Annotated in this window: 20 protein-coding genes and 2 pseudogenes; 9 read left to right on the top strand and 13 right to left on the bottom strand. The window is 71.7% G+C overall.

Going from position 1 to position 26,426, the window contains the following annotated elements; translation table 11 throughout:
* Positions 1 to 3 precede the first annotated feature (3 nt).
* Positions 4 to 267 carry a nitrate/nitrite transporter NrtS gene (gene nrtS, locus ACZ5VC_RS02220; RefSeq protein ID WP_469118220.1) on the top strand — a complete coding sequence of 88 codons (264 nt, stop codon included), beginning with the start codon at positions 4 to 6 and terminating at the stop codon, positions 265 to 267.
* A 1-nt stretch (position 268) separates the two neighbouring features.
* Here the strand turns inward: nrtS and ACZ5VC_RS02215 are convergent, their stop codons facing one another.
* The 5 genes and pseudogenes from ACZ5VC_RS02215 to ACZ5VC_RS02195 form a co-directional block, all read right to left on the bottom strand.
* The gene (locus ACZ5VC_RS02215; RefSeq protein ID WP_469118219.1) at positions 269 to 1,105 is read right to left on the bottom strand and encodes a DUF2182 domain-containing protein; all 837 of its coding nucleotides are present in this window, start codon (positions 1,103 to 1,105) and stop codon (positions 269 to 271) included.
* A gap of 167 nt (positions 1,106 to 1,272) precedes the next feature.
* Positions 1,273 to 2,124: pseudogene (locus ACZ5VC_RS02210) on the bottom strand (IS630 family transposase); the annotation flags it as partial.
* A gap of 64 nt (positions 2,125 to 2,188) precedes the next feature.
* Positions 2,189 to 2,845, bottom strand: coding sequence for a DUF1326 domain-containing protein (locus ACZ5VC_RS02205; protein ID WP_469118218.1), 657 nt, complete (start codon positions 2,843 to 2,845; stop codon positions 2,189 to 2,191).
* Positions 2,846 to 3,384: 539 nt separating this feature from the next.
* Positions 3,385 to 4,806, bottom strand: a complete 1,422-nt coding sequence (locus tag ACZ5VC_RS02200; protein ID WP_469118217.1) for an NAD(P)/FAD-dependent oxidoreductase — start codon at positions 4,804 to 4,806, stop codon at positions 3,385 to 3,387.
* A 167-nt stretch (positions 4,807 to 4,973) separates the two neighbouring features.
* The gene (locus tag ACZ5VC_RS02195) at positions 4,974 to 5,897 is read right to left on the bottom strand and encodes a TIGR01777 family oxidoreductase (RefSeq protein WP_469118906.1); all 924 of its coding nucleotides are present in this window, start codon (positions 5,895 to 5,897) and stop codon (positions 4,974 to 4,976) included.
* Positions 5,898 to 5,934: 37 nt separating this feature from the next.
* On the opposite strand from ACZ5VC_RS02195, the gene ACZ5VC_RS02190 reads away from it, so the two are divergent.
* Positions 5,935 to 6,432: a GNAT family N-acetyltransferase gene (locus ACZ5VC_RS02190; protein WP_469118216.1), complete on the top strand. Its 498-nt coding sequence runs from the start codon at positions 5,935 to 5,937 to the stop codon at positions 6,430 to 6,432.
* A gap of 65 nt (positions 6,433 to 6,497) precedes the next feature.
* Here the strand turns inward: ACZ5VC_RS02190 and ACZ5VC_RS02185 are convergent, their stop codons facing one another.
* Positions 6,498 to 7,160: a TetR family transcriptional regulator gene (locus ACZ5VC_RS02185; protein WP_469118215.1), complete on the bottom strand. Its 663-nt coding sequence runs from the start codon at positions 7,158 to 7,160 to the stop codon at positions 6,498 to 6,500.
* Between the two features lie 122 nt (positions 7,161 to 7,282).
* Between ACZ5VC_RS02185 and ACZ5VC_RS02180 the strand changes: the two genes are divergently transcribed.
* On the top strand, positions 7,283 to 8,068 hold the full coding sequence (locus ACZ5VC_RS02180) for an SDR family NAD(P)-dependent oxidoreductase (RefSeq protein WP_469118214.1): 786 nt from the start codon (positions 7,283 to 7,285) through the stop codon (positions 8,066 to 8,068).
* A gap of 57 nt (positions 8,069 to 8,125) precedes the next feature.
* Here the strand turns inward: ACZ5VC_RS02180 and ACZ5VC_RS02175 are convergent, their stop codons facing one another.
* Positions 8,126 to 8,644: a DUF4240 domain-containing protein gene (locus ACZ5VC_RS02175; RefSeq protein WP_468706213.1), complete on the bottom strand. Its 519-nt coding sequence runs from the start codon at positions 8,642 to 8,644 to the stop codon at positions 8,126 to 8,128.
* Between the two features lie 99 nt (positions 8,645 to 8,743).
* Between ACZ5VC_RS02175 and ACZ5VC_RS02170 the strand changes: the two are divergent.
* A pseudogene (locus ACZ5VC_RS02170) lies at positions 8,744 to 9,663 on the top strand (SDR family oxidoreductase).
* 57 nt (positions 9,664 to 9,720) lie between these two features.
* Here the strand turns inward: ACZ5VC_RS02170 and ACZ5VC_RS02165 are convergent.
* From ACZ5VC_RS02165 to ACZ5VC_RS02140, 6 genes are all read right to left on the bottom strand, one after another.
* Complete coding sequence (locus ACZ5VC_RS02165; protein ID WP_469118213.1) at positions 9,721 to 10,683, bottom strand: helix-turn-helix transcriptional regulator; 963 nt, start codon at positions 10,681 to 10,683, stop codon at positions 9,721 to 9,723.
* Positions 10,684 to 10,750: 67 nt separating this feature from the next.
* A complete protein-coding gene (aceE, locus tag ACZ5VC_RS02160; RefSeq protein ID WP_469118212.1) occupies positions 10,751 to 13,453 on the bottom strand; it encodes a pyruvate dehydrogenase (acetyl-transferring), homodimeric type in 2,703 nt (900 codons plus the stop codon).
* A gap of 206 nt (positions 13,454 to 13,659) precedes the next feature.
* Complete coding sequence (locus ACZ5VC_RS02155) at positions 13,660 to 14,283, bottom strand: GntR family transcriptional regulator (RefSeq protein WP_469118211.1); 624 nt, start codon at positions 14,281 to 14,283, stop codon at positions 13,660 to 13,662.
* Positions 14,284 to 14,396: 113 nt separating this feature from the next.
* Entirely contained in the window at positions 14,397 to 16,196 is a 1,800-nt protein-coding gene (sucB, locus tag ACZ5VC_RS02150) for a 2-oxoglutarate dehydrogenase, E2 component, dihydrolipoamide succinyltransferase (protein WP_469118210.1), read from the bottom strand.
* A gap of 59 nt (positions 16,197 to 16,255) precedes the next feature.
* Entirely contained in the window at positions 16,256 to 17,644 is a 1,389-nt protein-coding gene (lpdA, locus tag ACZ5VC_RS02145) for a dihydrolipoyl dehydrogenase (protein WP_469118209.1), read from the bottom strand.
* A 341-nt stretch (positions 17,645 to 17,985) separates the two neighbouring features.
* On the bottom strand, positions 17,986 to 19,503 hold the full coding sequence (locus ACZ5VC_RS02140) for a leucyl aminopeptidase (RefSeq protein ID WP_469118208.1): 1,518 nt from the start codon (positions 19,501 to 19,503) through the stop codon (positions 17,986 to 17,988).
* A gap of 311 nt (positions 19,504 to 19,814) precedes the next feature.
* Between ACZ5VC_RS02140 and ACZ5VC_RS02135 the strand changes: the two genes are divergently transcribed.
* From ACZ5VC_RS02135 to ACZ5VC_RS02115, 5 genes are all read left to right on the top strand, one after another.
* Positions 19,815 to 21,863, top strand: coding sequence for a hypothetical protein (locus ACZ5VC_RS02135; protein ID WP_469118207.1), 2,049 nt, complete (start codon positions 19,815 to 19,817; stop codon positions 21,861 to 21,863).
* A gap of 153 nt (positions 21,864 to 22,016) precedes the next feature.
* On the top strand, positions 22,017 to 23,540 hold the full coding sequence (gene pelF / locus ACZ5VC_RS02130) for a GT4 family glycosyltransferase PelF (protein ID WP_469118206.1): 1,524 nt from the start codon (positions 22,017 to 22,019) through the stop codon (positions 23,538 to 23,540).
* Positions 23,537 to 24,997: a hypothetical protein gene (locus ACZ5VC_RS02125; RefSeq protein WP_469118205.1), complete on the top strand. Its 1,461-nt coding sequence runs from the start codon at positions 23,537 to 23,539 to the stop codon at positions 24,995 to 24,997. The genes pelF and ACZ5VC_RS02125 overlap by 4 nt, the downstream gene beginning before the upstream one ends.
* Entirely contained in the window at positions 24,994 to 25,632 is a 639-nt protein-coding gene (locus ACZ5VC_RS02120; protein WP_469118204.1) for a spherulation-specific family 4 protein, read from the top strand. The genes ACZ5VC_RS02125 and ACZ5VC_RS02120 overlap by 4 nt, the downstream gene beginning before the upstream one ends.
* Positions 25,629 to 26,423 carry an endo alpha-1,4 polygalactosaminidase gene (locus ACZ5VC_RS02115; RefSeq protein ID WP_469118203.1) on the top strand — a complete coding sequence of 265 codons (795 nt, stop codon included), beginning with the start codon at positions 25,629 to 25,631 and terminating at the stop codon, positions 26,421 to 26,423. The genes ACZ5VC_RS02120 and ACZ5VC_RS02115 overlap by 4 nt, the downstream gene beginning before the upstream one ends.
* Positions 26,424 to 26,426: the final 3 nt, after the last annotated feature.

Below are 26,426 nucleotides of genomic sequence, written 5' to 3'. Positions count from 1 at the left end.
CGCATGAGCGCCGAAGCGGCCCCGCGACTTCTGGCGACGGTGTTCTCGGCGGCCTCGCTGTCGAGGTGCGTGCCGATCGCCCTCCTGGTGGGCACCTTGCTCTCGCTGGTTAACCAAGGCGCGGTGATCGCGTCAGGGGACGCTACGGTGGCGACCTGGTTGAGGGTGCTATTCAACTACCTGGTGCCCTTCTGCGTGTCCAGTGCGGGTTTCTTCAGCTGCCGGCGAGCGGCCTGGCGGACGGCCCGTTCCGCAGTGAGCAGATGAGTCACATGTCATCCATGAACGGCATCGGGCCCTCCAGCCCCGGCAGCAGCCAGTCCTGGAAAGGCGCGAGCACCGCGAGGACCAGGAAGGTGACGCCCACGAGCCGGGCGAGCAGAGGGCCCCGGAACCAGAGCTTCTCTACGAAGATCACCACGGCCAGTCCGGCCATCGCCGCCACGTTCATCACGCCGAGCGGAACGAAGACGACCATCAGCCCGCCGCAGCAGCCGACGCAGTAGGCGCCGTGGTGGACGCCCACCCGCAGGTCGCGGGCCGGAGGCCGGAAACCGGCGTAGTGCATCAGATGGCTCATGGGATCGCGGCAGTGCCGCAGACACACATACTTGAGAGGCCCGAGCTGGTACAGGCCCGCGAGTAGGAAGGCCACCGAGCCGATCCAGCGCCCAGCGGTCGGGTGGTCGTCCACCAGACCGCCGGTGAGGGACAGCGCCGCATAGGCGACCAGCCCGAAGGCGGTCCACACCACCAGATACCCGCCCACGAACGCGACGGTGCGCAGGGTCCGCGTCCAGCCGGAGGACTGCCGGCCGATCCCCCGCCCCCACGTGATGGCCACCGGCGCCATGGACGGCAGCATCATGGCCGCCATCATCGTCACCCACAGCACCAGGAACAGCGGCAGCGCCATTCCCATCGTGCCCGGCTCGACCCCCATGTCCCGAGCCTGCCCGACCGTCAGCACCCAGGCGGGCACCGCGATGAGGATCACCAGGAACCAGGCGGCCGCGAGCTCCCGTGCCGGCAGCAACCCTCCGCCCGCGCCGGTCGGCGCGGGCGACCGGGCGGATTCGACGGCGGAGGTCCGGCGGTGGTGCATCGGTGTGTCTCCCTACGGGATACTTCCAGGGGAGCATGCCTCGACCTGCGAGGCGACCTGACCGGGTTGCTTCTGCGACGCTCTTGCTCTGCGGGATCAGAGAATTGAGTATTTGTCAGTCTCCTCCGGCCGAGGGCCCGCGAAGTGGGAGATCAGCCCGGTTCCTGCTAGTGGCCTGAGTCAGAGATTCGGTGGCAGTAGGCGGCGACTTTGTCGAGGATCTCGTCGGCTGTCTTCGTCCGGACGAAGGGCCTGGGGTGGTTGTTCCAGTCGGCGAGCCAGGACCGGATGTCGCGTTCGAGGGCCTGGACGGAGCGGTGGACTCCGCGCTTGAGCTTCTTCTGTGTGAGCTCGGCGAACCACCGCTCGACCAGGTTCAGCCATGACGCACTGGTCGGCGTGAAGTGCAGGTGGAAGCGCGGGTGGGCCCGCAGCCACTTCTTCACGTCAGGTGTCTTGTGGGTCGCGTAGTTGTCGAGGATCAGGTGGACTTCGAGGTCGGCCGGGACCTCCTTGTCGAGCTTGGCGAGGAACTTCTTGAACTCGGCGGCACGATGGCGCCGGTGCAGGGAGCCGATGACCTTGTCGGTCGCTACTTCCAGGGCTGCGAAGAGGGTGGTGGTGCCGGCGCGGATGTAGTCGTGGCTGCGTCGTTCGGGAGCGCCGGGCATCATCGGCAGGACCGGCTGTGACCGGTCCAGGGCCTGGATCTGAGACTTCTCGTCCACGCAGAGGACCAGGGCCTTCTCCGGCGGGTCCAGGTAGAGGCCGACGACATCGCGGACCTTGTCGATGAACAGCGGATCCGTGGACAGCAGAGACGTCTGGGACCGGTGCGGGGCCAAAGCGAATGCCCGCCAGATCCGCGGGATGGCCGACTGCGACATCCCGGTCGCCGCGGCCATCGACCTCGTCGACCAGTGCGTCGCGTTCTTCGGTGTCTCTTCCAGCGTTTTGACGATCACCCGCTCGACATCCGCTTAGGTGATCTTCCTCGGGACACCCGGCCGAGGCTCGTCGTGAACGAGTCACACCCAACCGACGACGGATCTACGACTCAGGTCACTAGGTGCGCGGCGCTAGCTAGTCGGGGCCGCTCCAGTCGAATGGGAAGTGCTTGCTCGACTTGCCGGAGCGTTCCCAGGAGAAGCCGAATGCGTCGGCGCGATCAACGGTGGCCCTGCCCCACGTGGCCATCTGACCTGGTCCAACCTCGGAGCCTGGGGCGTTGTGGACCTGGACGCGCGCACCGTTCGGGGTGGTGGGGCCGGTGAGAGCCTCGGCGGTTGCCGTTACACGGCCCGGAATCTCGGCTCGCCAGGTGGCAAGATCCTTGTCGATCTCCACGTGGATGGGGGCGATGTCCGTGCCGCGCATCTCGGGGTGGAACATCACCCCGAACTGTGCTGGCCATCCGCCCGCCTCACCGCCGAAGATGGCTCCGAGTGCAGTCTGCTGCCGGTCGTCGGCGCGTTCGTCCAGGAAGACCGCGGCGTACGGGTGGGTATGCGTGCCGGCCCACGCGTTGCCTTCGAAGGAGGCGAGCATCAGGACGTTGAGATCATCGAGCTGTGCGTCGCCGAAGTGGCCTTCCCGGATGTGCCAGACCATTACGCCTTCGCAGTCGCCGTAGGTCGGGGGCTGTGCGAACGTGCACGGGCAGGGTATGGCGCACTTACACACATCGAACCAGTCGCCGACGAGGTGCCAGCGCGTGCCGGTGGTGGCCTGTTCTGTCATCTCGCTTCCCTCCTCCCGAGCTCGAGGGAGCTCACTTGGAGTGGCGAGACCGCGTCTCCCGAGCCCGCTCCCGGGATCGGAAGGCGGCCTCACTTCCAGCTTGCACCTCACCTCCCGGGAGGGAAAACGCCCGCGTCGGCAATCGCGTGCGGTCGGTGGGGGGCTACCCAGCGTGAGGGCGAGGGCCGTCGCTTTCGACAGCCCGGGAGGGGATGCACGCACGGCTTATGATCGACACCGAGCTCACTGAGCTCGGTGTGGCCAGGTCACATACGCAGACAGCGGGTCGGGCAAGGTGGCGGCCCTGGCTCGCTACCTGCAAGGCGCTCACTTCGGCTCCCCAGGCGGTTCAGGATAGGAACGAGTGGGACGACAAGCAGGCCTGGTCGCTTCCAGAGATCCCCATCAACGCCGGACGCCGTACGAGTCGGCGGCCAGTGACAGCAGGGCATTTCGATGCAATTGTCGTCCCGGGTGAACTTCAGTCCGAGAACGGGAGCTGCCGAGAGCGCCCCCTGCCCGACAAGACACCCCCTGGACTAGGCCGCCGCCGTCTCCAGGGCGGCGGCGCCGTAGCCGGCCTTGATGCCGAAGTCGCGCAGGACCGCGTGTGCCGCGCGGCGGCCCGAGAAGAGGGCGCCCTGGACCGTGCTGGTGTCCCGGTGGTCCCCGCAGACGTAGAGCCCGGCCAGCAGGCGCACCGGGCGGCGCGGGTCGTGCGGCGGGGGCATCGCCGGGACCGCCTCGGGGTCGTGGTGGACGGCGAGCAGCTCCCAGTCGTCGGTGGGGGTGCCGTACAGCCGGGACAGATGGGCGCGGACCCGGCGGTCCAGGTCGTCCGGCGCGGTACCGAGCACCGTCGAACTGATCAGCACCCGGCCGTGGGGGGCTCGTGACGGGTCGACCTCGCTCATCACGGCGGTGTGGGCGACCGGCCCCGCCGGGTCCGCCTCCAGCAGCAGGGTCGGGTCCGTCATCGGGGGAACGGGCGCGGTGTGATGGAGCACCGTCACGCTGTGGAACGACGGTACGCGCAGCCCCGGAAGGAGTTCGGCGGCGGCGCGGGGGCCCGTCGCGAGCACGACCGACCGGCAGGCGAAGGTGCCGTGCTCCTCGGTCACGACCCCGCTGATCGACGCGTCCCGCACCCTCACGCCGGTGTGGACCGTGCCGGGAGGCAGGGCGTCCGCCAGCAGCTCCGGCAGGGCGGAGGCGCCGCCCTCCGGGACGCACAGCCGGCCGCGCGCGAAGCCGCGCAGCGCGAGATCGGCGCACCTGCTGGAGGTGGCCAGATCCGGGTCGCAGAGCAGCGCCGCCAGCAGCGGCCGCAGAAAGCCCTGGACGGTACGGGACGGCAGCCGGGCGGCCAGGGACTCCTGGGAGGTCCGCTCCGGGCGTGCCAGCAGGCGCGGGGTCGGCGTACCCGCGAGGCGGGCGAGCATGGCGGACAGACGGGCCTGGTCGAGCGAGCGGGGGGCGCTCGCGAGGGCGCGCGCCACGGTGAAGGCTCCCCCTACGCCCCAGGGGGCGTTGGTGGACCCCCTCCCTACGCCCCAGGGGCTGTGGGCGGACCCCCTCCCCACGCCCCAGGGGCTGGGTGCGGCGCCCCTGCCCGCACCCCGCCGCGCGTGCGGTGCGGCCCATCGGGCGCCGCCCACCTCGCCGGCGCGGACGTACCGGCCGTCGGCGTGCACCAGGACCCCCGGCGAGAAGGTCCGCATGACCGCGCCGTCCAGGCCCGGAGTGCGCTCCAGCTCCGGGTAGGAGGTGTTGAGCAGCTGCCCGATCCGGTCGAGCCGGAAGCCGTCGACCACCTCCGTGGTCATCCGGCCCCCCACCCGGGGCGCGGCCTCCAGGACCCTGACGGTGACCCCGGCGCTGGTCAGCTGATGAGCTGCCGAAAGTCCCGCGATCCCTGCTCCGACAATGACGACGTCCGTATGGCGTGCGGTGGTGAGCACGTGCCCCTCCCCGAGGTCGGCCCGGCTGGTGGGAGGCTCATGCCCCCAACAGGCCCCCGGAATGCCCGAGTTCCGGTCGAGCCTAGAAAGCGTCCCGGAGCGGGGGAGTCGCGCGTCACCGGATCACCGGAGCACAAGGGGTCGCACGGATGTACGGACCGGGGCGGTCACGCCCGTGCGGCCGCCCGGATCGCCTCGTCGATGCGCGGGAACGCGAAGCTGAACCCCGTCTCCAAGAGCCGCCCCGGCAGCACCCGCTGACTGCCCAGCACGTCCTCGGCGAAGTCGCCGAGCGCCACCCGCAGGGCGAGCGAGGGGACCGGGAAGGGCGTGGGGCGGCGCAGCACCCGGCCCATCGCCGCCGTCACCTCGCGGTTGGTGACCGGTTCCGGCGCCGTCAGATTCACCGGCCCGGCCAGCCCGTCGGTGTCGATGATGTGCCGCAGCGCCGCGATCTCGTCATGCAGCGAGATGAAACTCCAGTACTGCCCGCCGGACCCCATCCGTCCGCCCAACCCGGCCCGGAACAAGGGGAACAGCCGTCCCCAGGCGCCGCCCTCCCGGGCCACCACCAGACCGGTACGGGCGAACGCGACCCGGATGCCCGCCTCCTCGGCCGGAGCCGCCGCGGCCTCCCACTCCACGCACACCGACGGCAGGAACCCCTCACCGGCCGGCGCCGTCTCGTCCACCGCGCGGGTGCCCGTGTCGCCGTAGTAGCCGAGCGCGGTCCCGCAGACCAGCACCTTCGGCGGCTCTGCCAGGGAGGCGAGGGTCCGCGCCACGGCGGTCGTGCCGAGGACCCTGCTGTCGCGGATCTCCCGTTTGTACGCCGCGGTCCAGCGGCGCTCGCCGACACCCGCCCCGGCGAGATGGACGAACGCCTCGCAGCCGACGAGGCCGGCGGCGTCCACGTACAGCCGTTTCGGGTCCCACTCGACCTCGTCGGCCGTACGGGCCGGGCGGCGCACCAGCCGGAGCACCTCATGCCCGTCCGCGCGCAGGGAGCGCACAAGGGCCGAGCCGATGAGTCCGGACGCGCCGGTGACCGCGATACGGGTACGGGGAGCCGAGGAGTGCATGAAAAACATCCTGCCCTGCTCCGCCACCCGGTGGGACAGTGGCGGCATGATCACACCTCTCATACGTCCCGCCGGCCCCGCCGACGACCGTGCCCTGCGGGAGCTCGACAACGCCGTCTGGTCGCCGCTCCACTCCGTGCAGAACGGTCCGAAGCCGCTGTCCACGCCTTTCCTCGACGCCGCTGACCGGACCAGGGCCGTCCTGGTCGCCGAGGGCGAGGACGGCCGGATCGACGGCTATGTGATCCTCGGCCGGCCGACGCCGCTCCCCTCCAACGCCCATGTACGCCAGATCCAGGGGCTCGCGGTCGCCGAGGAGGCCCGAGGCCGGGGCGTGGCTCGCGCCCTGCTGCGTGCGGCCAGGCAGGAGGCCGGGCGGCAGGGCGCGACCCGTATCGCCCTGCGGGTGCTCGGCCACAACAAGCCGGCCCGCGCGCTCTACGAGGCAGAGGGCTTCGTGGTCGAGGGTGTGCTTCCGGGCGAGTTCCACCTCGGCGGCGCGTACGTCGACGACGTCCTCATGGGCCGCGCCGTAGCGGACTAGGCAGTGTCCGCAAGGTCTCGCCCGGCCTCCGGGCGGACGACGATACTTTGCGGACACTCCCTGGACTAGGGCCCGCCTTTCGGATCAGGCGCCCGCGGCGTCAACGGGCGCATTCCGCCCATCAGTTCACGCAGGCAGCGGACGGCGAGCGCGGCCGGGGAGCCCGGGCCCGTCACCGGCGCGTCCGTCCGCGCCCACGCTTCCAGGGCGACCCGGATCGCGTCCGTCGCCGCGGCCGCCGCCAGCCGGACCTCCAACGGGTCCGCGCCCGGACCGGCCAGCGCGGAGACCACCGGCAGCAGCTTCTCCTCCGACTCCTGGTTGACCCGGTACCAGACCGCGCGCAGCGCCGCGTCGTCCGCCGCTGCGCGCAACAGTCCGCGCGTCCGGCGCAGCCCCTCGGCGGCCTCCTCGTCCCGGCCGGCCAGCGCCTCCTCGATGGACGCCTCCAGCGCGGCGGGCACGGCCGAACCCGGCCCGGCCGCCGCGAGCGACTCCCGCCAGCGGTCCGCGCCGACCGCGAGCAGCGGCGCGACCGCGTCCTGCTTGCTGCGGAAGTAGCGGTAGAAGGTGCGCAGGGCGACCCCCGCCCGGTGTGCGATCTCCTCGGCGGTGGTGCCGTCGGGGCCGCGCTCGGTGAAGAGCTCGGCGGCGGCGCGGGCGATGTCGAGCTGGGTCGCGGCCTTGCGGCGCTCGGTCAGCGAGAGGGGCGGCTGCTTGGTGCTCACCGGACGAAGCGTACGCCCGGCATACGCCCGCTCTGCCGCATCGGCATGTCATGCAAGCATGGCAAAACGTGCCACTCAGGCGTACCGTGAAGCCTTCGACACCATCGGGAGGCTCCAGACACATGAACCGCTACGAAGGCCGCCGCGCGCTCGTCACCGGCGGCGGATCCGGCATCGGCCAGGCCACCGTCCTGCGCCTTCTCACCGAGGGCGGCACCGTCGTCGCCGCCGATGTCAGCGAGGCGGGCCTCAAGGACACCGTCGAGAAGGCGGGCGCCATGGGGGAGCGGCTCACCACGCTCGTACTCGACATCTCCGACGAGCAGGCGGTACGTGAGGGCGTCGCGGCGGCCCTCGGGGCGCTCGGCGGGCTCGACGTGCTCGTCAACGCGGCCGGAATCCTGCGCTCCGGGCACACTCACGAGACCAGCCTCGCCGACTTCAACAGAATCATCGCGGTCAATCTGACGGGCACCTTCCTGATGATCCGCGAGGCGATACCGGCGCTCCTGGACGGGCACGACTCCGCCGTCGTCAACTTCAGCTCCACGTCGGCGGCCTTCGCGCACCCGTACATGGCGGCCTACGCGGCCAGCAAGGGCGGCATCCAGTCCATGACCCACGCCATGGCCAGCGAGTACGGAAAGCAGGGCATCCGCTTCACCGCCGTACAGCCCGGTTCCATCTCCTCCGGCATGACCGACGGCAGCGGAGCCAGCCGGTCCAGCGTCGGCCCCGGCCTGCCCGCCGACGCCGACATGTCCCTCTTCATGAAGCTCGCCCCCGCCCTCGGCCAGGGCTTCGCCGGTCCCGAGACGGTGGCGTCAGTCGTCGCGATGCTCGCCTCCGCCGACGGACGCTTCATCACCGGCACCGAGATCCGTATCGACGGCGGAACCCACTTCTGACGCCGTCGGCTCCGCCGGGCCCGCGCCGGCGGAGCCCGCACGCCCCCGGACGCGCCCTCAGCGCGCGAACCGCTGCCACAGCCGGGGGAAGCGCTCCGCCAGCACCGCCTCGTCCTCCAGGTCGAACGGCGAGCCCTCCGGCTCGGCGCTCTGCGGGGAGATCCCCAGATCCGGCGCCACCACGCCGGTCAGCTGTTCGTACGCCTCGTCGGCCGCGTACCCCAGCTCCTCGCCGTCCCCGTCGATCTCCTCGTCGAAGTCGTCCAGCAGCTCCGCGAGGGCGTCCGGGTCGTGCACCGCGCCCTCGAACACCTCCCGGCCCTGGCCGATGAGCCAGCAGCGGAAGTAGTCGAAGGCGTCGTCACTCGCGCCGTCGAGCAGCACGGCGGCCGCGCCCCACAGATCCCAGCGGTACGCCCGGTTGTACCGGGCCTCGAAGTGCCGGGCGAAGTCCAGCACGGAGTCAGGATCGAACTGCAGCAGCCGCTCGACCAATAGGTCGGCCTGTTCCTCGGGATCACCCTCTGCGGCTTCGCGCGTACCGTCCACGATCTCCCAGAACTCCGTCTCGTCCATCACGGCACAAGCATCGGTGTTGCCGGAGGGCGGCGCACGCGGAGCCGCCGAAATGAAACCGGACAGCAGATGTCGGGTTTCCGTGTGACCGTCGATTCCATGACGACCGACACACCACTCAACGGACGGATCGCACTGGTCGCGGGCGCGACCCGGGGCGCCGGCCGGGCCATCGCCGTCCAGCTCGGCGCGGCCGGCGCCACTGTGTACGTCACCGGCCGCACCACCCGTACGCGGGTCAGCGAGGTCGGCAGGGCGACCGAGACCATCGAGGAGACCGCCGAACTGGTCACGGCGGCGGGCGGTGAAGGCATCGCCGTCCCCACCGACCACCTCGAAGTCGACCAGGTGCGGGCCCTGGTCGACCGCATCGACCGGGACCACGGCCGCCTGGACGTCCTCGTCAACGACGTCTGGGGCGGCGAGCACCTGATCGTCTTCGGCAAGAAGATCTGGGAGACCGACCTGGACAGCGGCCTGCGATGCTGGAGCTCGGCGTGAAGACCCACGCGATCACCAGCCGCCTGGCACTGCCGCTTCTCATCCGCAACCCCGGGGGGCTGGTGGTCGAGGTCACCGACGGCACGGCGGAGTACAACACCCGGTTCCGGGAGAACTTCTTCTACGACCTCACCAAGAACGCCCCGATCCGGATGGCCTTCGCCCTCGCCCACGACCTGGAGTCGGTGGGCGGCACGGCGGTGGCCCTGACGCCCGGCTTCCTCCGCTCGGAGCAGATGCTGGAGACGTTCGGGGTGACGGAGGCGAACTGGCGCGACGCCGTCGCCAAGGTCCCGGACTTCGTGATCGCGGAGTCCCCGGTGTACGTGGGCCGCGCGGTGGCGGCGCTGGCGGCGGACGAGGACCGGGCCCGGTGGAACGGCCAGTCGCTGTCGAGCGGCCAGCTCGCGAAGGAGTACGGCTTCACGGACGCGGACGGCTCGGCGCCGGACGCCTGGGGCTACATCATGGCGAACGAGTCCAGCGACGCGAAGCCGGACCCGGCGGACTATCGGTGACCCACCCGTACAACCGCCCCAGCCCCCTCGCCGCCTCGACGCACGCCCCCACGGGCGTCACCCGTACAACCGCCCCAGCCCCCTCGCCGCCTCCGCGAACCGCTCCCGCAGCGACACGGGTTCAAGGATCTCCGCCTCCGGGCCCAGGCCGAGCAGCTGGCCGTACGCGACCTCCTCCGACTCGACGCGCAGGCGGACCGTCAGCCCCCCGCCCTCGTCCGTCACGCCCGCGGCCACCGCCTCCCGCGCCGCCGCGCGGTCCGTGGCGTACGGGAGGCGGCGCGCGCCGGCCGGAGAGAGACGGAGCACCACCTGCGTCCTCAGCAGCGACCGGGCGAACTGCGCCGCCCGTTCCTCCCAGAAGCCCGGCAGATCGAAGTCGTCGGCCCGGACGAAACGCTCCCCACCGAGCGCGACAGCGGTGAACCGGTCGATCCGGTACACCCGGAACGAATCGTCCGCGCGGGCGCACAGGTACCAGACGCCCGCCTTGAGCACGAGGCCGTACGGCGCCAGCTCCCGCTCCACCTCCCGGTCCTGCCGCCGGTAGCGGGCGGAGATCAGCCGGTCGTCCCAGACCGCCTCGGCGACGACCGGCAGCAGCTCCGGCGTCTCGGGCTCCTGGTACCAGCCGGGCGCGTCCAGGTGGAAGCGCTGCGCGGCCGTGTCGGAGGCGTCCCGCAGCGACGGCAGGAGCGCGGCCGACACCTTGAGCCGGGCCGCCGAGGCGGCGTCGTCGAGGCCCATCTCGCGCAGCGCCCCCGGCACCCCCGACAGGAACAGCGCCTCGGCCTCGCCGCGGCCGAGCCCCGTCAGCCGTGTCCGGTAGCCGCCGATCAGACGGTAGCCGCCCGCGCGGCCCCGGTCCGCGTACACCGGAACCCCCGCCTCCGAGAGGGCGAGCGCGTCCCGGGTGATCGTCCGCTCCGACACCTCCAGCTCCCGCGCCAGCTCGGCGGCGGTCATCGACGGCCTGGACTGGAGCAGGAGCACCATCTTGATGAGCCGGGCAGCGCGCATGCCCACATGATGCAGGAGGCCCCCGCCGGGCCTGAGCCGGGCGGGGGCCTCCTGCGACGACGCGGCCCTACAGGCCGTAGCGCTCCCGCGCCTCCTTCACCGCCGAGGCGGGCACCTCGCCCCGACGCGCCAGCTGCGCCAGCGCCGCGACGACGATCGACTGCGCGTCGACACCGAAGTGACGGCGGGCCGCCTCACGGGTGTCCGACAGGCCGAAACCGTCCGCGCCGAGCGAGCTGTAGTCCTGCTCGACCCACTGCGCGATCTGGTCCGGAACCTGCCGCATGTAGTCGGACACGGCCAGGACCGGCGACTCCACACCCTCCAGCGCGCGGCGGACGAACGGTACCCGCTCCTCGCCGCGCAGCAGCGCCGCGTCGGCCTCCAGCGCGTCGCGCCGCAGCTCGGTCCAGGACGTCGCGGACCACACGTCGGCGGCCACGCCCCACTCCTCGGCGAGCAGCCGCTGCGCCTCCAGCGTCCAGTGGATCGCCGTGCCGGAGCCGACCAGCTGGATCCGCGAGGCGTTCGCGTCCACGGTCAGCCCGGCGGACTCCGCCGTGTTGAACCGGTAGAGGCCCTTGATGATGCCCTCGTCGACGCCCTCGGGCTTGGCCGGCTGAGGCATCGGCTCGTTGTAGACCGTCAGGTAGTAGAAGACGTTCTGGTCCTCGCCCGGGGCCGCCTCGCCGTACATCCGGCGCAGACCGTCCTTGACGATCGCCGCGATCTCGTACGCGAACGCCGGGTCGTACGACAGCGCCGCCGGGTTCGTCGCCGCGATCATCGGGGAGTGACCGTCCGCGTGCTGCAGGCCCTCACCGGTCAGGGTCGTACGGCCGGCGGTGGCGCCGACGAGGAAGCCGCGGCCGAGCTGGTCGCCGAGCTGCCACATCTGGTCGGCCGTGCGCTGCCAGCCGAACATCGAGTAGAAGATGTAGAAGGGGATCATCGCCTCGCCGTGCGTGGCGTACGCGCTGGCCGCGGCGATGAAGTCCGCCATCGAACCGGCCTCGGTGATGCCCTCGTTGAGGATCTGGCCGTTCTTGGCTTCCTTGTAGTACATCAGCTGGTCGCGGTCGACCGGCTCGTACGTCTGGCCCTTGGGCGAGTAGATGCCGAGCGACGGGAAGAGCGACTCCATGCCGAACGTACGGGCCTCGTCCGGCACGATCGGAACCCAGCGCTTGCCGGTCTCCTTGTCCCGGACCAGGTCCTTGATCAGACGGACGAACGCCATCGTCGTGGCGACCGACTGCGAGCCGGACCCCTTGTCGAAGGCGGCGAACGTCTTGTCGGCGGGAGCGGGCAACGGGGCCAGCGGCTGGACGCGCCGGGCCGGGGCCGGGCCGCCGAGGGCCGCGCGGCGCTCCTGGAGGTAGCGGACCTCGGGGGCGTCGGCGCCGGGGTGGCCGTAGGGCACCACACCGTCGACGAACTGCGCGTCGGAGATCGGCAGGTCCAGCAGGTCGCGCATGTTCTTGAACTCGTCGACCGACAGCTTCTTCATCTGGTGGTTCGCGTTCTTGGACGCGAAGCCCTCACCGAGGGTGAAGCCCTTGACGGTCTGCGCCAGGATGACGGTCGGGGCGCCCTTGAACTCCAGGGCCGCCTTGTACGCCGCGTACACCTTGCGGGGCTCGTGGCCGCCGCGGGAGCGGTGGAAGCACTCGAGGATCTTGTCGTCGCTCAGCAGCTTCGCCATCTCGACGAGCGCGGGGTCCTTGCCGAAGAAGTCGGCGCGGATGTAGGCGGCGTCACGGGTCTGGTACGTCTGCACCTGCGCGTCCGGGACCTCGCGCAGCCGGCGGATCAGCGCGCCGGTGGTGTCGAGCTGGAACAGCTCGTCCCAGGCGGAGCCCCAGAGCGACTTCACGACGTTCCAGCCGGCGCCGCGGAACTGCGCCTCCAGCTCCTGAACGATCTTGAAGTTGGCGCGTACCGGACCGTCGAGGCGCTGCAGGTTGCAGTTGATGACGAAGGTCAGGTTGTCCAGGCCCTCACGGGCGGCGAGCGCGAGGGCCGCGGTCGACTCGGGCTCGTCCATCTCGCCGTCACCGAGGAACGCCCACACGTGGGAGGCGGAGACGTCCTTGATGCCGCGGTGGGTCAGATAGCGGTTGAAGCGCGCCTGGTAGATGGCGGAGAGCGGGCCCAGACCCATCGAGACGGTCGGGAACTCCCACAGCCAGGGAAGGCGGCGCGGGTGCGGGTAGGACGGCAGGCCGTTGCCGCCCGACTCCTGCCGGAAGAGGTCGAGCTGCTGCTCGCCGATGCGGCCGTCCAGGAAGGCGCGGGCGTAGATGCCGGGGGAGGCGTGGCCCTGGATGTAGAGCTGGTCTCCCGAACCGGGGGAATCCTGGGATTCCTTGCCGTGGAAGAAGTGGTTGAACCCGGTCTCGTACAGCCAGGCCGCGGACGCGAAGGTCGCGATGTGGCCGCCGACGCCGTGCTTGGCGCCGCGGGAGACCATGGCGGCCGCGTTCCAGCGGTTCCAGGCGGTGATCTTCCGCTCCATCTCCTCGTCACCGTCGAGCGCGGGCTCGGCGGACGTGGGGATGGTGTTGACGTAGTCGGTCTCCAGCAGGGTGGGCAGGGCGAGGCCCGCCCCCTCGGCGTGCTGGAGCGTGCGACGCATCAGGTACGCGGCGCGGTGCGGGCCGGCGGCCTTGGTGACGGCGTCCAGGGAGGCCGCCCATTCGGCGGTCTCCTCGGGGTCACGATCCGGGAGCTGGTCGAGCTCGCTCGGAAGCTTTACGGGGTCGGTCATGATCGCCGCCTTCCGGACAGGAGGGGGGTGGAGAAAAAGCCTTGTCTGGCAGGACAGGGCGTGGGCCGGGGTGCGGCCCGCCGTCGACTGTAAGTCGCTGATCGATGATCGATCAAAGGGAGACGGCAAAAAACTTCTCCGTACACCGAAATTGGCATTCCGTGCCTCGAAAGCGGGCACCCGGTGCCGCGACGAAACGACCTAAATCAGGCGCGCGGTGCACACCCGAGTACGTGCTCCTTCACCAGAGCGCCGATCCGCGGATCCTGTCGGCGGAAGGCGTCGACGAGCTCCTGGTGCTCCTCCGCGTACGACTTCTGCACCGTCCCGAGCCAGCGGATCGACAACGCCGTGAACACCTCGATGCCCAGGCCTTCCCAGGTGTGCAGCAGGACGCTGTTGCCCGCGGCCTTCACCAGCTCCCGGTGGAAGGCCACCGTGTGCCGCACCTGCGCCGTGCCGTCGGCGGCACGGTCGGCGTCGTAGAGGGCCGCCACATGCGGCTCCAGGGCCGAACAGTCGGTGGCGAGCCGCGCGGCCGCGAGCTCCGCGGCGATCTGCTCCAGGCCCGCTCGGACCGGATAGCTCTCCTCCAGGTCCGCCGCGGTCAGATTCCGCACCCGTACGCCCTTGTTGGGCGCCGACTCGATCAGGCGCAGCGACTCCAGCTCGCGCAGCGCCTCCCGTACGGGCGTCTGGCTGACCTCCAGCTCCGTGGCGATCCGGCGCTCGACGATCCGCTCGCCCGGCTTCCAGCGGCCGCTCACGATGCCCTCCACGATGTGCTCGCGGATCTGTTCGCGCAGCGAGTGGACGACGGGCATGCTCATGAAGCCGCTCCTTAGGGGGAGGCATTGATGTCTACGACAATACGGCGGCGCCCCCTTCCGGAAGTACTCCCGGAAGGGGGCGCCGCTGGTGAGGCTGGTTACACGTCAGTAGCTCACAGGCCGAGCTCGACCTCGAACTCGCCGGCCTCGAGGATCGCCTTGACCGCCGTCAGGTAGCGGGCGGCGTCGGCGCCGTCCACCAGACGGTGGTCGTAGGAGAGCGCGACATAGGTCATGTCGCGGATCGCGATGGTCTCGCCGAGGTCCGGGTGGTTGATGACCACGGGACGCTTGACGGTGGCACCGATGCCGAGGATGGCGACCTGGTTCGGCGGCACGATGATCGTGTCGAACAGCGCACCGCGCGAACCGGTGTTGGAGATGGTGAACGTCGCACCGGAGAGCTCGTCCGGCGTGATCTTGTTGCCGCGGACCTTGGCCGCCAGATCGGCGGTGGCCTTCGAGATACCGGCGATGTTCAGGTCGCCCGCACCCTTGATGACCGGCGTCATCAGACCCTTCTCGGAGTCCACGGCGATGCCGATGTTCTCCGAGTCGAAGTACGTGATGGTGCCCTCGTCCTCGTTGATCCGGGCGTTGATGACCGGGTGGGCCTTCAGCGCCTGGGCCGCCGCCTTGACGAAGAACGGCATCGGCGAGAGCTTGACGCCCTCACGGGCCGCGAAGGAGTCCTTCGCCTGGGCGCGCAGCTTCATCAGCTTGGTGATGTCGACCTCGACGACCGAGGTCAGCTGGGCCTGGCCGTGCAGCGCCTTCATCATGTTGTCGCCGATGACCTTGCGCATGCGGGTCATCTTGACCGTCTGACCGCGCAGCGGGGACGCCTCGAGCGAGGGGGCCTTCGCGGCGGCGGGGGCGGCGGCGACCGGCGCCGGGGCGGCGCTGGCCGCCTTCGCGGCCTCGGCGGCGGCGATGACGTCCTGCTTGCGGATACGGCCGCCGACGCCACTGCCCTTGACGGCCGACAGGTCGACGCCGTTCTCGGAGGCGAGCTTGCGGACCAGCGGGGTGACGTACGCGCCGTCGTCCGCCGGCTGTGCGGCGGCGGGGGCGGCGGGCGCCGGGGTGACCGGGGCCGGGGCGGCCGGGGCCGGAGCGGCAGCCGGGGCGGCGGCCTGCACCGGAGCGGGCGCGGCGGCGGGGGCGGCGGCCTGCACCGGAGCGGGCGCGGCCGGGGGGGCCGGAGCGGCGGGCGCGGCCGGAGCCGGGGCAGCGGCCGGAGCGGCAGCCGGGGCGGCGGGTGCCGGGGCAGCGGCGGGAGCCGCGCCCGGGGCGCCGATCACGGCCAGCTTGGCGCCGACCTCGGCGGTCTCGTCCTCGGCGACGACGATCTCCAGGAGAACACCGGCGACCGGCGCCGGAATCTCGGTGTCGACCTTGTCCGTGGAGACCTCGAGCAGCGGCTCGTCGGCCTCGACGGACTCGCCGACCTCCTTGAGCCAGCGGGTGACGGTGCCCTCGGTGACGCTCTCGCCCAGGGCGGGCAGAACGACCTCGGTGCCCTCGGCGGCACCACCGGCGGGGGCGGCGGCGGGAGCCTCGGCCGCGGGGGCCGGAGCCTCGGCGGCGGGCGCCGGGGCGGCGGCGGGAGCCTCGGCGGCCGGGGCCGGGGCGGCCTCGGCGGCCGGAGCGGGGGCGGCGGCCGGCGCACCGGTGCCGTCGTCGATGATCGCCAGCTCGGCGCCGACCTCGACGGTCTCGTCCTCGGCGACCTTGATGGAGGCCAGGATGCCCGCGGCGGGCGCCGGGATCTCGGTGTCGACCTTGTCGGTCGACACCTCGAGCAGCGGCTCGTCGGCCTCGACGCGCTCGCCCTCGGCCTTCAGCCAGCGGGTGACGGTGCCCTCGGTGACGCTCTCGCCGAGCGCCGGCAGGGTTACGGAAACCGACATGGTTTCAGTTGCTCCTAACGAATTTGCGGAAAGTGGTCGTCGCGCCCGGGACTGACGGCTCAGTCGTGGGAGTGGAGGGGCTTGCCGGCCAGGGCCAGGTGGGCCTCGCCGAGCGCCTCGTTCTGCGTCGGGTGGGCGTGGATGAGCTGCGCCACCTCGGCGGGCAGCGCCTCCCAGTTGTAGATCAGCTGGGCTTCGCCGACCTGCTCGCCCATACGGTCACCGACCATGTGGACGCCGACCACGGCACCGTCCTTGACCTGGACGAGCTTGATCTCGCCCGCGGTCTTGAGGATCTTGCTCTTGCCGTTGCCCGCGAGGTTGTACTTCAGGGCGACGACCTTGTCCGCACCGTAGATCTCCTTGGCCTTGGCCTCGGTGATGCCGACGGAGGCGACCTCGGGGTGGCAGTACGTCACCCGGGGCACGCCGTCGTAGTCGATCGGGACGGGCGTGAGACCGGCCAGACGCTCCGCGACCAGGATGCCCTCGGCGAAGCCGACGTGGGCGAGCTGCAGGGTCGGGACGAGGTCGCCCACGGCCGAGATGGTCGGCACGTTGGTCCGCATGTACTCGTCGACCACGACATAGCCGCGGTCCATCGCGACGCCCTGCTCCTCGTAGCCGAGGCCGGCGGAGACCGGACCGCGGCCGATGGCGACGAGCAGCACCTCGGCCTCGAAGGTCTTGCCGTCGGCCAGAGTGACCTTCACACCGCTGTCGGTGTACTCGGCGCTCTGGAAGAAGGTGCCCAGGTTGAACTTGATGCCGCGCTTGCGGAACGCGCGCTCCAGGAGCTTCGAGCTGTTCTCGTCCTCGACCGGGACGAGGTGCTTGAGGCCCTCGATGACGGTGACGTCGGTGCCGAAGGACTTCCACGCCGACGCGAACTCGACGCCGATGACGCCGCCGCCCAGGATGATCGCGGACTCCGGGACCCGGTCCAGGGTCAGCGCGTGGTCCGAAGAGATGATGCGGTTGCCGTCGATCTCGAGGCCGGGGAGCGACTTCGGTACGGAGCCGGTGGCGAGGAGGACGTGGCGGCCCTCGACCCGCTGGCCGTTGACGTCGACGGAGGTCGGCGAAGTGAGACGACCCTCACCCTCGATGTATGTCACCTTGCGGGAGGCGACCAGTCCCTGCAGGCCCTTGTACAGGCCGGAGATGACGTCGTCCTTGTACTTGTGGACGGCCTTGATGTCGATGCCCTCGAAGGTCGTGAGGACACCGAACTGGTCGGCCTCGCGTGCCTGGTCGGCGATCTCACCGGCGTGCAGCAGGGCCTTCGTCGGGATGCAGCCGTTGTGCAGGCAGGTGCCGCCGAGCTTGTTCTTCTCGATCAGTGCGACGTCCAGGCCCAGCTGCGCTCCGCGCAGCGCCGCGGCGTAACCGCCGCTACCGCCGCCGAGGATCACTAGGTCGAAAACGGTGCTGGCGTCGTTCGCCACGTCACGTCCTCCATGCATGTGCGCCGGGCGCCGGGTCCCTTTTCTCGGGGGACGACCGGCCGGTCGGCTGGTGTTCGGCCGCTGTCTCTTCGGCCCTGTGGTGGGGGCCCTGTCCTGCCGAGAACCCATCTTCGCACTTGTTGCCGGACGGCGGGACGCGGGGCCGGGGTCTGAGACGGCGGATCCTCCGTCCCGGGGTGTTACTCAGGCGTACGAAAGGACGAAAGAAGGCGCGCGGCGCGGCCTTGAAAGGGTGGTGGTGGGAGACGGGAGGGCGGGTTTCGTTGAAAGCGAACGGCCCCGGGGGGAGAGCCCCGGGGCCGTATCTCACATCGAACCGATCAGCCCAGGTCGCCCGCGGCCGTGCGCTCCGCGAGCTTCACCAGGGTGCGGACGGCCGAGCCGGTGCCGCCCTTCGGGGTGTAGCCGTACGGCGCGCCCTCGTGGAAGGCCGGACCCGCGATGTCCAGGTGCGCCCAGGTGATGCCCTCGCCGACGAACTCCTGCAGGAACAGACCGGCCACCAGGCCGCCGCCCATCCGCTCACCCATGTTGGCGATGTCGGCGGTCGGGGAGTCCATGCCCTTGCGCAGGTCGGCGGGGAGCGGCATCGGCCAGGACTGCTCGCCCACCTCCTCGGCGATCTCGTGGATGGAGGTACGGAAAGCGTCGTCGTTGGCCATGATCCCGAAGGTGCGGTTGCCCAGCGCCAGCACCATCGCGCCGGTCAGGGTCGCCACGTCGACGATCGCGTCCGGGTTCTCCTCCGACGCCTTGGCCAGCGCGTCGGCCAGCACCAGACGGCCCTCGGCGTCGGTGTTGAGCACCTCGACCGTCTTGCCCGTGTACATCCTCAGGACGTCGCCCGGGCGGGTCGCGGAGCCGGACGGCATGTTCTCGGCGAGCGCCAGCCAGCCGGTGACGTTCACGGCGAGGCCGATACGGGCGGCCGCGACGACCGCGGCGAACACCGCGGCGGCGCCGCTCATGTCGCACTTCATCGTCTCGTTGTGGCCGGCCGGCTTGAGCGAGATGCCGCCCGAGTCGTAGGTGATGCCCTTGCCGACGAGGGCCAGGGTCTTCTCCGCCTCGGGGTGGGTGTAGGCGATCCGGACCAGCCGCGGCGGGTTCTCGGAACCGGCGCCGACGCCGAGGATGCCGCCGTAGCCGCCCTTGGCGAGCGCCTTCTCGTCGAGGACCTGCACCTTGAGGCCGTGCTCCTTGCCGGCCGCGGTGGCGGCGGCGGCGAAGGCCGCGGGGGTGAGGTCGTTCGGCGGCATGTTGATCAGGTCACGGGCGCGGTTGACCTCCTCGCTCAGCGCGAGCGCGCGCTCGGCCGCGGCCTTGAACGCCTTGTCGCGCGGCTTCCCGCCGAGCAGCGCCACCTCGGCGAGCGGCTTCTTGGCGTCCTTGCCGTTGGCCGACGAGCGGTAGGCGTCGAACGAGTAGGCGCCGAGGAGCGCGCCCTCGGCGATCGCCTCGGCGTCCTCGACGGCCTCGACGGGCAGGGCGAAGGCGGCCTTCTTCGCGCCGTTGAGGGTCCGGGCGGCGACGCCGGCGGCGCGGCGCAGCGCCTCGGCGGCGTACCCCTCGTCTTCGGCCGGTGCGGCACCCAGGCCGACGGCCAGGATCACCGGCGTCTTCATGCCGGCGGGCGCGGGCAGCTTGGTGGCCTCACCTTCGGCACCGGAGGCGCCCAGGGTCTCCAGGACGGCGGCGAGCCTTCCGTCGAACGCCGAGTCGACGGCCTCGGCGCCCGGCGCTACGACGAGCCCCTTACCGCCCTTGGCGACGCCGACCACGAGGGCGTCGGCGCGCAGCGTCGCCGCGCCGGCAGTGCTGAGAGTGAGAGCAGTCACGGTGGTGAATTCTCGCTTCCGTTGAGTTTGTGGCGGTCTGTGCGGTCGGAGGGGTGGCCGACCGCGCCCCGCCGCATCGTAATTCGGCCCGAGTAGCGCCGAGAACGAGCCTACGCGCGGTCCAGGGGTTCGCTCACGCCGCCGGTGGTTCACTCATCCGTGGCGTCTCCTTCATGTTCACCCCGCAGGCTCCGAAGGCTCGGTCACACTCGCCTCATTCGCGCAAGGGCGGCGGTGGCCCCTTTGCATCATCTCCACAGGTCCTCCGTGTGCCGACGGCGTTCGGGGCCTGCCGAGGGGGGACATCAGGGATGTACGCACACCGGTTCAGTACGGCCAGGACGCTGGGGGCGTTCATGGCCGCCGCGCTCCTCGCGACCGGCACCCCGGCCTCGGACGCGACCGCGGCCACCACCCCGCCCCGCATCGACCTCACCGTCCTCGTCGTGGACGACGGCGGCAGTGCGATCGAGGCGATCACGTCGGAACTGAAGGGCTCGGGCGTGCCGTTCCGGACCGTCCGGCTCGGCCAACCCGACCGGCCCGTCATCGACGCCGCGTTCCTCAGCGACCCGGCCGACAGCGCGACCGGCCGGCCCCGCGCCAAGTACCAGGGCGTCGTCCTGCCCCACGAGGCCCCCTTCGGCACCGACTCGGCGGAGCAGGCCGCCCTCACCGCGTACGAGACGGCCTTCGGGATCCCGCAGGTCGACGCCTACACCTGGGCGCACCCGGGGGTCGGCCTCGACTACACCAGCGACGGCGGCCGGTCCGGGACCCTCGACGGGGTGACGGCCGCCGTCACCACGGCGGGGAAGTCGGGACCCTTCCGGTACCTCGACGGGCCCCTGACCTTCGAGGACAACGCCCCCGAGGTGTCCGAGAGCTACGGCTACGCGGGCCGGCCCCGGGCCGGCTACACCAGCTATCTCGACATTCCCGCCGACGGCGGCGGACGCGCCAGCCTGATCGGCGAGTATGCCCACGACGGTCGCCGGGAACTGGTCGTCACCTTCGCCTACAACGCCTACCAGCGGCAGTTCCGGGCGCTCTCCCGGGGCATCGTGGAGTGGCTCACCCAGGGCATCCACCTCGGCCAGAGCCGCAGCTACCTCTCCGTCCACGTCGACGACGTCCTCGCGCCCGACGCCCGCTGGGACGCCGCCCGCGACTGCACCCCGGGCGACTTCGACTGCGCGGGCGGCGACGGCGAGGGCGCCGCGCCGATCCGTATGACCGCCGCCGACGCCCAGTACGCGGCCGCCTGGCAGCGCTCCGCCGGATTCACCTTCGACATGGTCTACAACGCGGGCCAGGGCGAGGCGTGGAAGACCGAGAACGGCGGCACCGACCCGCTCGCCGCCCGGCTGCTCGCCGACCGGGCCGCCTACCGCTGGATCAACCACACGTACACGCACCCCTTCCTCGGCTGCGTCCAGGACACCTCCACCGTTCCGTGGCAGTGCGCCAAGAACACGACCGGCGCCACCCTGTGGATGAGCAGGGCCGAGATCGCCGCGCAGATCCGGGACAACCACGACTGGGCCGCGGCCAGGGGCATCCAGATCGACCGGAGCGAACTCGTCACCGGTGAGCACTCCGGCCTCAGGACCCTGCCGCAGCAGCCCGACGACAACCCCAACCTGGCCGGCGCACTCGCCGACAACGGCGTCAAGTGGGCGGGATCCGACAACTCCCGCGAGCCGCAGCAGCGTTCCGTCGGCGCCGCGCTCACCGTGCCGCGCCACCCGATGAACGTGTACTACAACGTCGGAACCGCCGCCGAGATGGCCGACGAGTACAACTGGATCTACACCTCGCGGGCCGACGGCGGCAGCGGAGCGTGCGAGTCGAACCCCGCCTCCACCTGCCTGGCGGCGCCGCTCGACACGACCACCGGGTACGCGTCCCACATCGTCCCGCAGGAAGCGCGCATCGCCCTGTCGCACGTCCTCGCGAACGACCCGCGCCCGCACTACGTCCACCAGTCCAACCTCGCCGAGGAGCGCATCCTCTACCCCGTCGTCGAGCGGATCCTCGCCGACTACCGCGCCCTCTTCGCCGACAACGCCCCCCTGGTCAACCCGCGCCAGCGCGAGGCCGGACTGGAGCTTCAGCGCCGGACGGCCTGGGACAGGGCGCTGGCCGACGGCAAGGTCACCGCATACCGCGTCGGCACCACCGTCACCGTCAAGGCCCCGGCGGGCGTGACCGCGCCGGTCACCGCCCCGGAGGGGACGCGCAAGCGGATGCTGCTCGGCGCCGCCGTGTTCGGCACGGCCTACGCGGGGTCGCGCTCGGCCTGGACCACGCCGGAGGCGTTCCAGTCCGCGATCACGCTCACGCTCCCGACCGCCTGAGGCCACGACCGTCCGGCGGCCCCACATGACGTGACGGCCGCCGGACCGCCCGAAGGCGACTCGCCCGCCTGCATGACTGACTGCTGACCGCCTGCCTGCCTGCCTGCCTGACTGCCTGACTGCCTGACCAGTTTCTTTCCGGGGGGAACATCGATGCCGAGCAGTGGCCGCCATGTCACCATGCTCACCGAAGGCACCTATCCACATGTCCACGGCGGCGTCAGCACCTGGTGCGACCAGCTGGTGCGCGGTATGCCGGAGGTCGACTTCCAGATCCTCGCCCTCACCGGCAGCGGCCGTGAGCCGGTCACCTGGGAGCTGCCGTCCAATGTGTACCGTCACACGTCGTTCCCGCTCTGGGGGCCGAGCGGGGGAACCGCCACCCGGCGGCCCCCGCTCGCCCGCGACCGCCGCCGGTTCACCGACATCTACGAGCGCTTCCTGCTCTCGGTACTGGACCCGCAGGCGGGCTGCGACTTCGGCGAGGGGCTCTACGCACTCGCCGCGCTCGCCCGCCGGGGCAAGCTCTCCGCGGCCCTGCGCTCCGAGTCGGTGCTGCGCTCCCTGATGTGGATCTGGACCATGCCGCACCTGCCGACGGCAGCCGCCCGCCCCACCGTCCATGACGCGCTCACCGCCACCGACCTGCTCGAACACGCGCTGCGCCCGCTCGCCGCCCGCATACCCGACGACTGTGTCGCACACGCCGTCAGCAGTGGCCTCGCGACCCTCCCCGCCCTGACCGCCCAGCACTTCGAGGGCGTGCCGTTCCTGCTGACCGAGCACGGCATCTATCTGCGCGAGCGCTACCTCGGCTACCGCACCGAGGCCCAGCGCTGGCCGGTCAAGGCCCTGATGCTCGGCTTCTACCGGGAGCTGAACTCTCTCGGCTACCGCAAGGCCGACCTCATCACCCCGTGCAACCAGTACAACCGCCGCTGGGAGGAGCGGGGCGGCGCGCCCGCCGAGCGGATCCGTACCGTCTACAACGGCGTCGACCCGCACGCCTTCCCGTACGCCGGACCCGAACCGGGCGTCCCCACCCTCAGCTGGGCCGGACGCATCGACCCCATCAAGGACCTGGAGACCCTCGTCCGGGCCTACGCCATCGCCCGCGCCGAACTGCCCGAGCTGCGGCTGCGCCTCTTCGGCGGGGTCCCCGACGGCGGCCAGGACTACAAGACCCGCCTGGAGAAACTCGCCGCCGAACTGGGTGTCACCGACGGCATCAGCTACGAGGGCCGCGTCGACGACGTGGCCCGCGCCTACGCCGCGGGGAACGTGGTGATGCTCTCCTCCATCAGCGAGGGGTTTCCCTTCTCCCTCATCGAAGCCATGTCCTGCGGCCGCGCCACCGTCTCCACCGATGTGGGCGGCGTCCGCGAGGCGGTCGGCGACACCGGGCTCGTGGTGCCGCCGCGCGAACCCGCCGTGATGGCCGAGGCGGCCCTGACACTGCTGCGCGACGACGAACGCCGCGCCGAACTGGGCCGACGGGCCCGCCAGCGGGTCGTCGACCGCTTCACCCTCCACCGTTCGGTCGACGGCTTCCGCCGCATCTACCGCGAGTTGGCCGGACTGCCCGACACCCCGGCGGCACCGGAGTCCCGCGACTGGACCGTCAGTGTCACCGATCCCTGGTACAGCGAACTCGCGGCGGACGGGAGCCTGTGGTGAGTGGCTCCCTCTGGCTCAAGAACGGCACCATGCGGGACACCCTCCCCTGCATTCCGCGCCAGCCGGCCGGCCCGGCCGCCGGCGCCTGCGCGGCCGACCCCCTCGACGAACTCACCGCCCGGCTGCGCGACCTGGTCGCCGCCGCCGTCCACCCCGACGAGATCGCGGCCATCCTCGAGTCCGACGGCATGACCGACGACCACATACGGCTCACCTACGGCCGCCGGGACTCCTTCGCCCTCGCCGAGGACCTCTACGCGCGGGTGGAGCGGTCCCATCCGGCGTCCGATGACGAGTCCGCCGCGCTCTGGCACAGCGGCCTCGCCGACTGCCTCCTGCGCGGTCTCGTCTTCGCCCTGCCCGGCCTCGCCTACGTCCTGGGCGCGCCGCTGCTCCCGGGACCGCCGGGGGCCTTCGGACTGCCCTCCGGTACCGTCCCCCTGCTGGCCGGCGCGGTCGTCGGCTGGGTGTGGGACCAGGCGCTGTCCCACCGGGCGTACTCGTGGCTGGGCCTCGGCGACCGGCAGGCGGCCGCCCGCACCCTGCTCACCGGCGCCCCGGCGGGCGCCCTGATCGGCACGGTCGTCGCGATCGCGGCGACCGGCCCCGGCGAGTGGGCCGGGACCGCCTTCGCCGTCGGCCAGTCGGTCTATCTGGCCGCCGCGACCGTCCTGCTCGTACTGAAACGCGAACGCGCCCTGCTGCTGGCCCTGTTGCCGCTGGCCGGCGGCGCGCTCCCCGCCCTCCGGTACGACCTGCCGAGCCCCGTCCGCACCACCCTGCTGTTGGGCTCCCTGGCGGCGGCGGTCGGCCTGGCGGTGCACGTACTGGTGCCGGGCACCGCGCCCGACGCGCCCGGCCGGGCAGCGCCCCGGCTCACCGCGTCGCTGCCGTACGGCCTCTTCGGTCTCGGCACCGGTCTGCTGGTGCTGTACGCGGCGATCGGCGACGCCGACGCGGCCGGCCCCGGCTCGGCCGTCGCGGCGCCGTCCGCGGTCGCGCTCACCCTGTCCATGGGACCGGCCGAGTGGCTGCTGCACCGCTTCCGCCGGGGGAGCCTCGCCGGGCTGCGGGCCAGCACCACCGCCCGCGCCTTCCGCCGCACCGCCGCGAGGACCCTCGTGCTCTGCCTCGCCGCCTATCTGGCGGCGCTGCTGCTCCTCGCCGAGGCGGGCACGCTGCTGTGGCCGGACGCCCCCGCGCTCGACGCGATGCGCCTGCTGTCGCTGCTGCTCATCGGGGTGGTGCTGTGGACGGCGCTGCTGCTCCAGTCGTTCGGCGCGGTCCTGAGCGCGGCGGTGGTCTGCGGGACGGCCGCCGTGGTCCAGACACTCGCCCTGCTGACCGGCGCGGGAGACCCCCGTGTCCTCGGGCCGGTGGTGACGGGCGCCGCGGCCGTCGTCCTCGCCGTCCTCGCCTGTGTTCTGCTGGGACGGCCGACCGCACACCGCGCATGATCCGAGGAACCGAACCTGTGAACTCCTCCCTCCTTGTGCCCTTCTACGACCATCCGGCCGAGCGCCCCGACGCCTGGGCGGCGGTGATCGAGGCGGCGCCCCGGCTGTACGGCGTCGTGCTCAACCCCGCGAGCGGCGCGGGCCCGGCCGCCGACCCGGCCTTCGCCGACGTCGCCGCCCGGCTGCGGAACGCGGGCGTACGCGTCCTCGGCTACACCGACACCGCCTACGGCCGGCGCCCGCACTCCGAGGTCGTCGCCGATCTGCTCCGCCACCGGGACTGGTACGGCACGGACGGCGCGTTCCTCGACCAGGTGCCGACCGAGTCCGAACCGCTCGCCCACTACCGGCGCCTCGCGGTCGCGGCCCGCGCGGCGGGCGCCCGCACGCTGGTCTTCAACCACGGGGCGCACCCCGACCCTTCCTACGCCGCCCTTGCCGACCTGCTGGTCACCTTCGAGGGTCCCTGGGACACCTACCGCCGCCTCGACCTGCCCGTCGCCGACCACTACTGCCACCTGGTCTACGCGGCCCCGCCGGACGCCCGGATCACCACACCGGTCCACTGCGCCGTCCCCGGTGCCGGAGCGCACCCCTGGGGCAGCCTCCCGCACCACCTGGAGCCCGCCCGATGAGACGTCCGCGGATCCTCGCGGCCCTCCTCGCCGCCCTGCTGCTGCTCGCCGGCTGCACCAGCGGCCCCGACGACCCGAAGGGACCGGCGGGGGAGCGCTGGCTGCCGAAGCCGGGGACCGCCTGGCAGTGGCAGCTCAGCGGACGCCTCGACACGGGCGTGGACGTCCCGGTCTACGACATCGACGCCTTCGACCACCCGGCCGCCACGGTCGCGGAGCTGCACCGCGACGGCCGCAAGGTGATCTGTTACGTGTCCACCGGGGCCTGGGAGGACTTCCGCCCGGACGCGGACCGCTTCCCCTCGTCCGTCCTCGGCCGGGGCAACGGCTGGAAGGGCGAACGCTGGCTCGACATCCGCCGCACGGACCTCCTCGAACCCCTGATGGCCGAGCGCCTCGACATGTGCCGGAAGAAGGGCTTCGACGCGGTGGAACCCGACAACATGGACGGCTACAAGAACGCCACCGGCTTCCCGCTGACCGCCGCCGACCAGCTCCGCTACAACCGCCTGATCGCCCGCCTGGCCCACGCCCGCGGCCTCTCGGTGGGCTTGAAGAACGACCTGGACCAGATCCCGCAGCTCGTCGGCGACTTCGACTTCGCGGTCAACGAACAGTGCGCGCAGTACAAGGAGTGCGTCACGCTCACCCCGTTCGTGACGGCGGGCAAGGCGGTCTTCCACGTGGAGTACGAACTGTCCACGCGCGCGTTCTGCCCGCAGTCACGGAAGCTGGGACTCAGTTCGATGCGGAAGAAGTACGAGTTGGGGGCGTGGCGGCAGGCCTGCTAGGAG

The organism is Streptomyces sp. NPDC033174 (genome assembly GCF_055577795.1).
Note: the sequence above shows the minus strand (reverse complement) of the source record. Positions and strands in the feature narration are given on the sequence as shown.

Bases quoted from the DNA above. Each gene is read 5' to 3' on its own strand.
- ACZ5VC_RS02115 (WP_469118203.1), top strand. From the start codon at position 25,629: ATGAGACGTCCGCGGATCCTCGCGGCCCTCCTCGCCGCCCTGCTGCTG.
- nrtS (WP_469118220.1), top strand. From the start codon at position 4: ATGAGCGCCGAAGCGGCCCCGCGACTTCTGGCGACGGTGTTCTCGGCG.
- ACZ5VC_RS02165 (WP_469118213.1), bottom strand. From the start codon at position 10,683: ATGCGCGCTGCCCGGCTCATCAAGATGGTGCTCCTGCTCCAGTCCAGG.
- ACZ5VC_RS02155 (WP_469118211.1), bottom strand. From the start codon at position 14,283: ATGAGCATGCCCGTCGTCCACTCGCTGCGCGAACAGATCCGCGAGCAC.
- ACZ5VC_RS02195 (WP_469118906.1), bottom strand. From the start codon at position 5,897: ATGTTTTTCATGCACTCCTCGGCTCCCCGTACCCGTATCGCGGTCACC.
- ACZ5VC_RS02175 (WP_468706213.1), bottom strand. From the start codon at position 8,644: ATGGACGAGACGGAGTTCTGGGAGATCGTGGACGGTACGCGCGAAGCC.
- aceE (WP_469118212.1), bottom strand. From the start codon at position 13,453: ATGACCGACCCCGTAAAGCTTCCGAGCGAGCTCGACCAGCTCCCGGAT.
- ACZ5VC_RS02135 (WP_469118207.1), top strand. From the start codon at position 19,815: ATGTACGCACACCGGTTCAGTACGGCCAGGACGCTGGGGGCGTTCATG.
- ACZ5VC_RS02215 (WP_469118219.1), bottom strand. From the start codon at position 1,105: ATGCACCACCGCCGGACCTCCGCCGTCGAATCCGCCCGGTCGCCCGCG.
- pelF (WP_469118206.1), top strand. From the start codon at position 22,017: ATGCCGAGCAGTGGCCGCCATGTCACCATGCTCACCGAAGGCACCTAT.
- ACZ5VC_RS02180 (WP_469118214.1), top strand. From the start codon at position 7,283: ATGAACCGCTACGAAGGCCGCCGCGCGCTCGTCACCGGCGGCGGATCC.
- ACZ5VC_RS02205 (WP_469118218.1), bottom strand. From the start codon at position 2,845: ATGACAGAACAGGCCACCACCGGCACGCGCTGGCACCTCGTCGGCGAC.
- ACZ5VC_RS02190 (WP_469118216.1), top strand. From the start codon at position 5,935: ATGATCACACCTCTCATACGTCCCGCCGGCCCCGCCGACGACCGTGCC.
- ACZ5VC_RS02120 (WP_469118204.1), top strand. From the start codon at position 24,994: ATGATCCGAGGAACCGAACCTGTGAACTCCTCCCTCCTTGTGCCCTTC.
- sucB (WP_469118210.1), bottom strand. From the start codon at position 16,196: ATGTCGGTTTCCGTAACCCTGCCGGCGCTCGGCGAGAGCGTCACCGAG.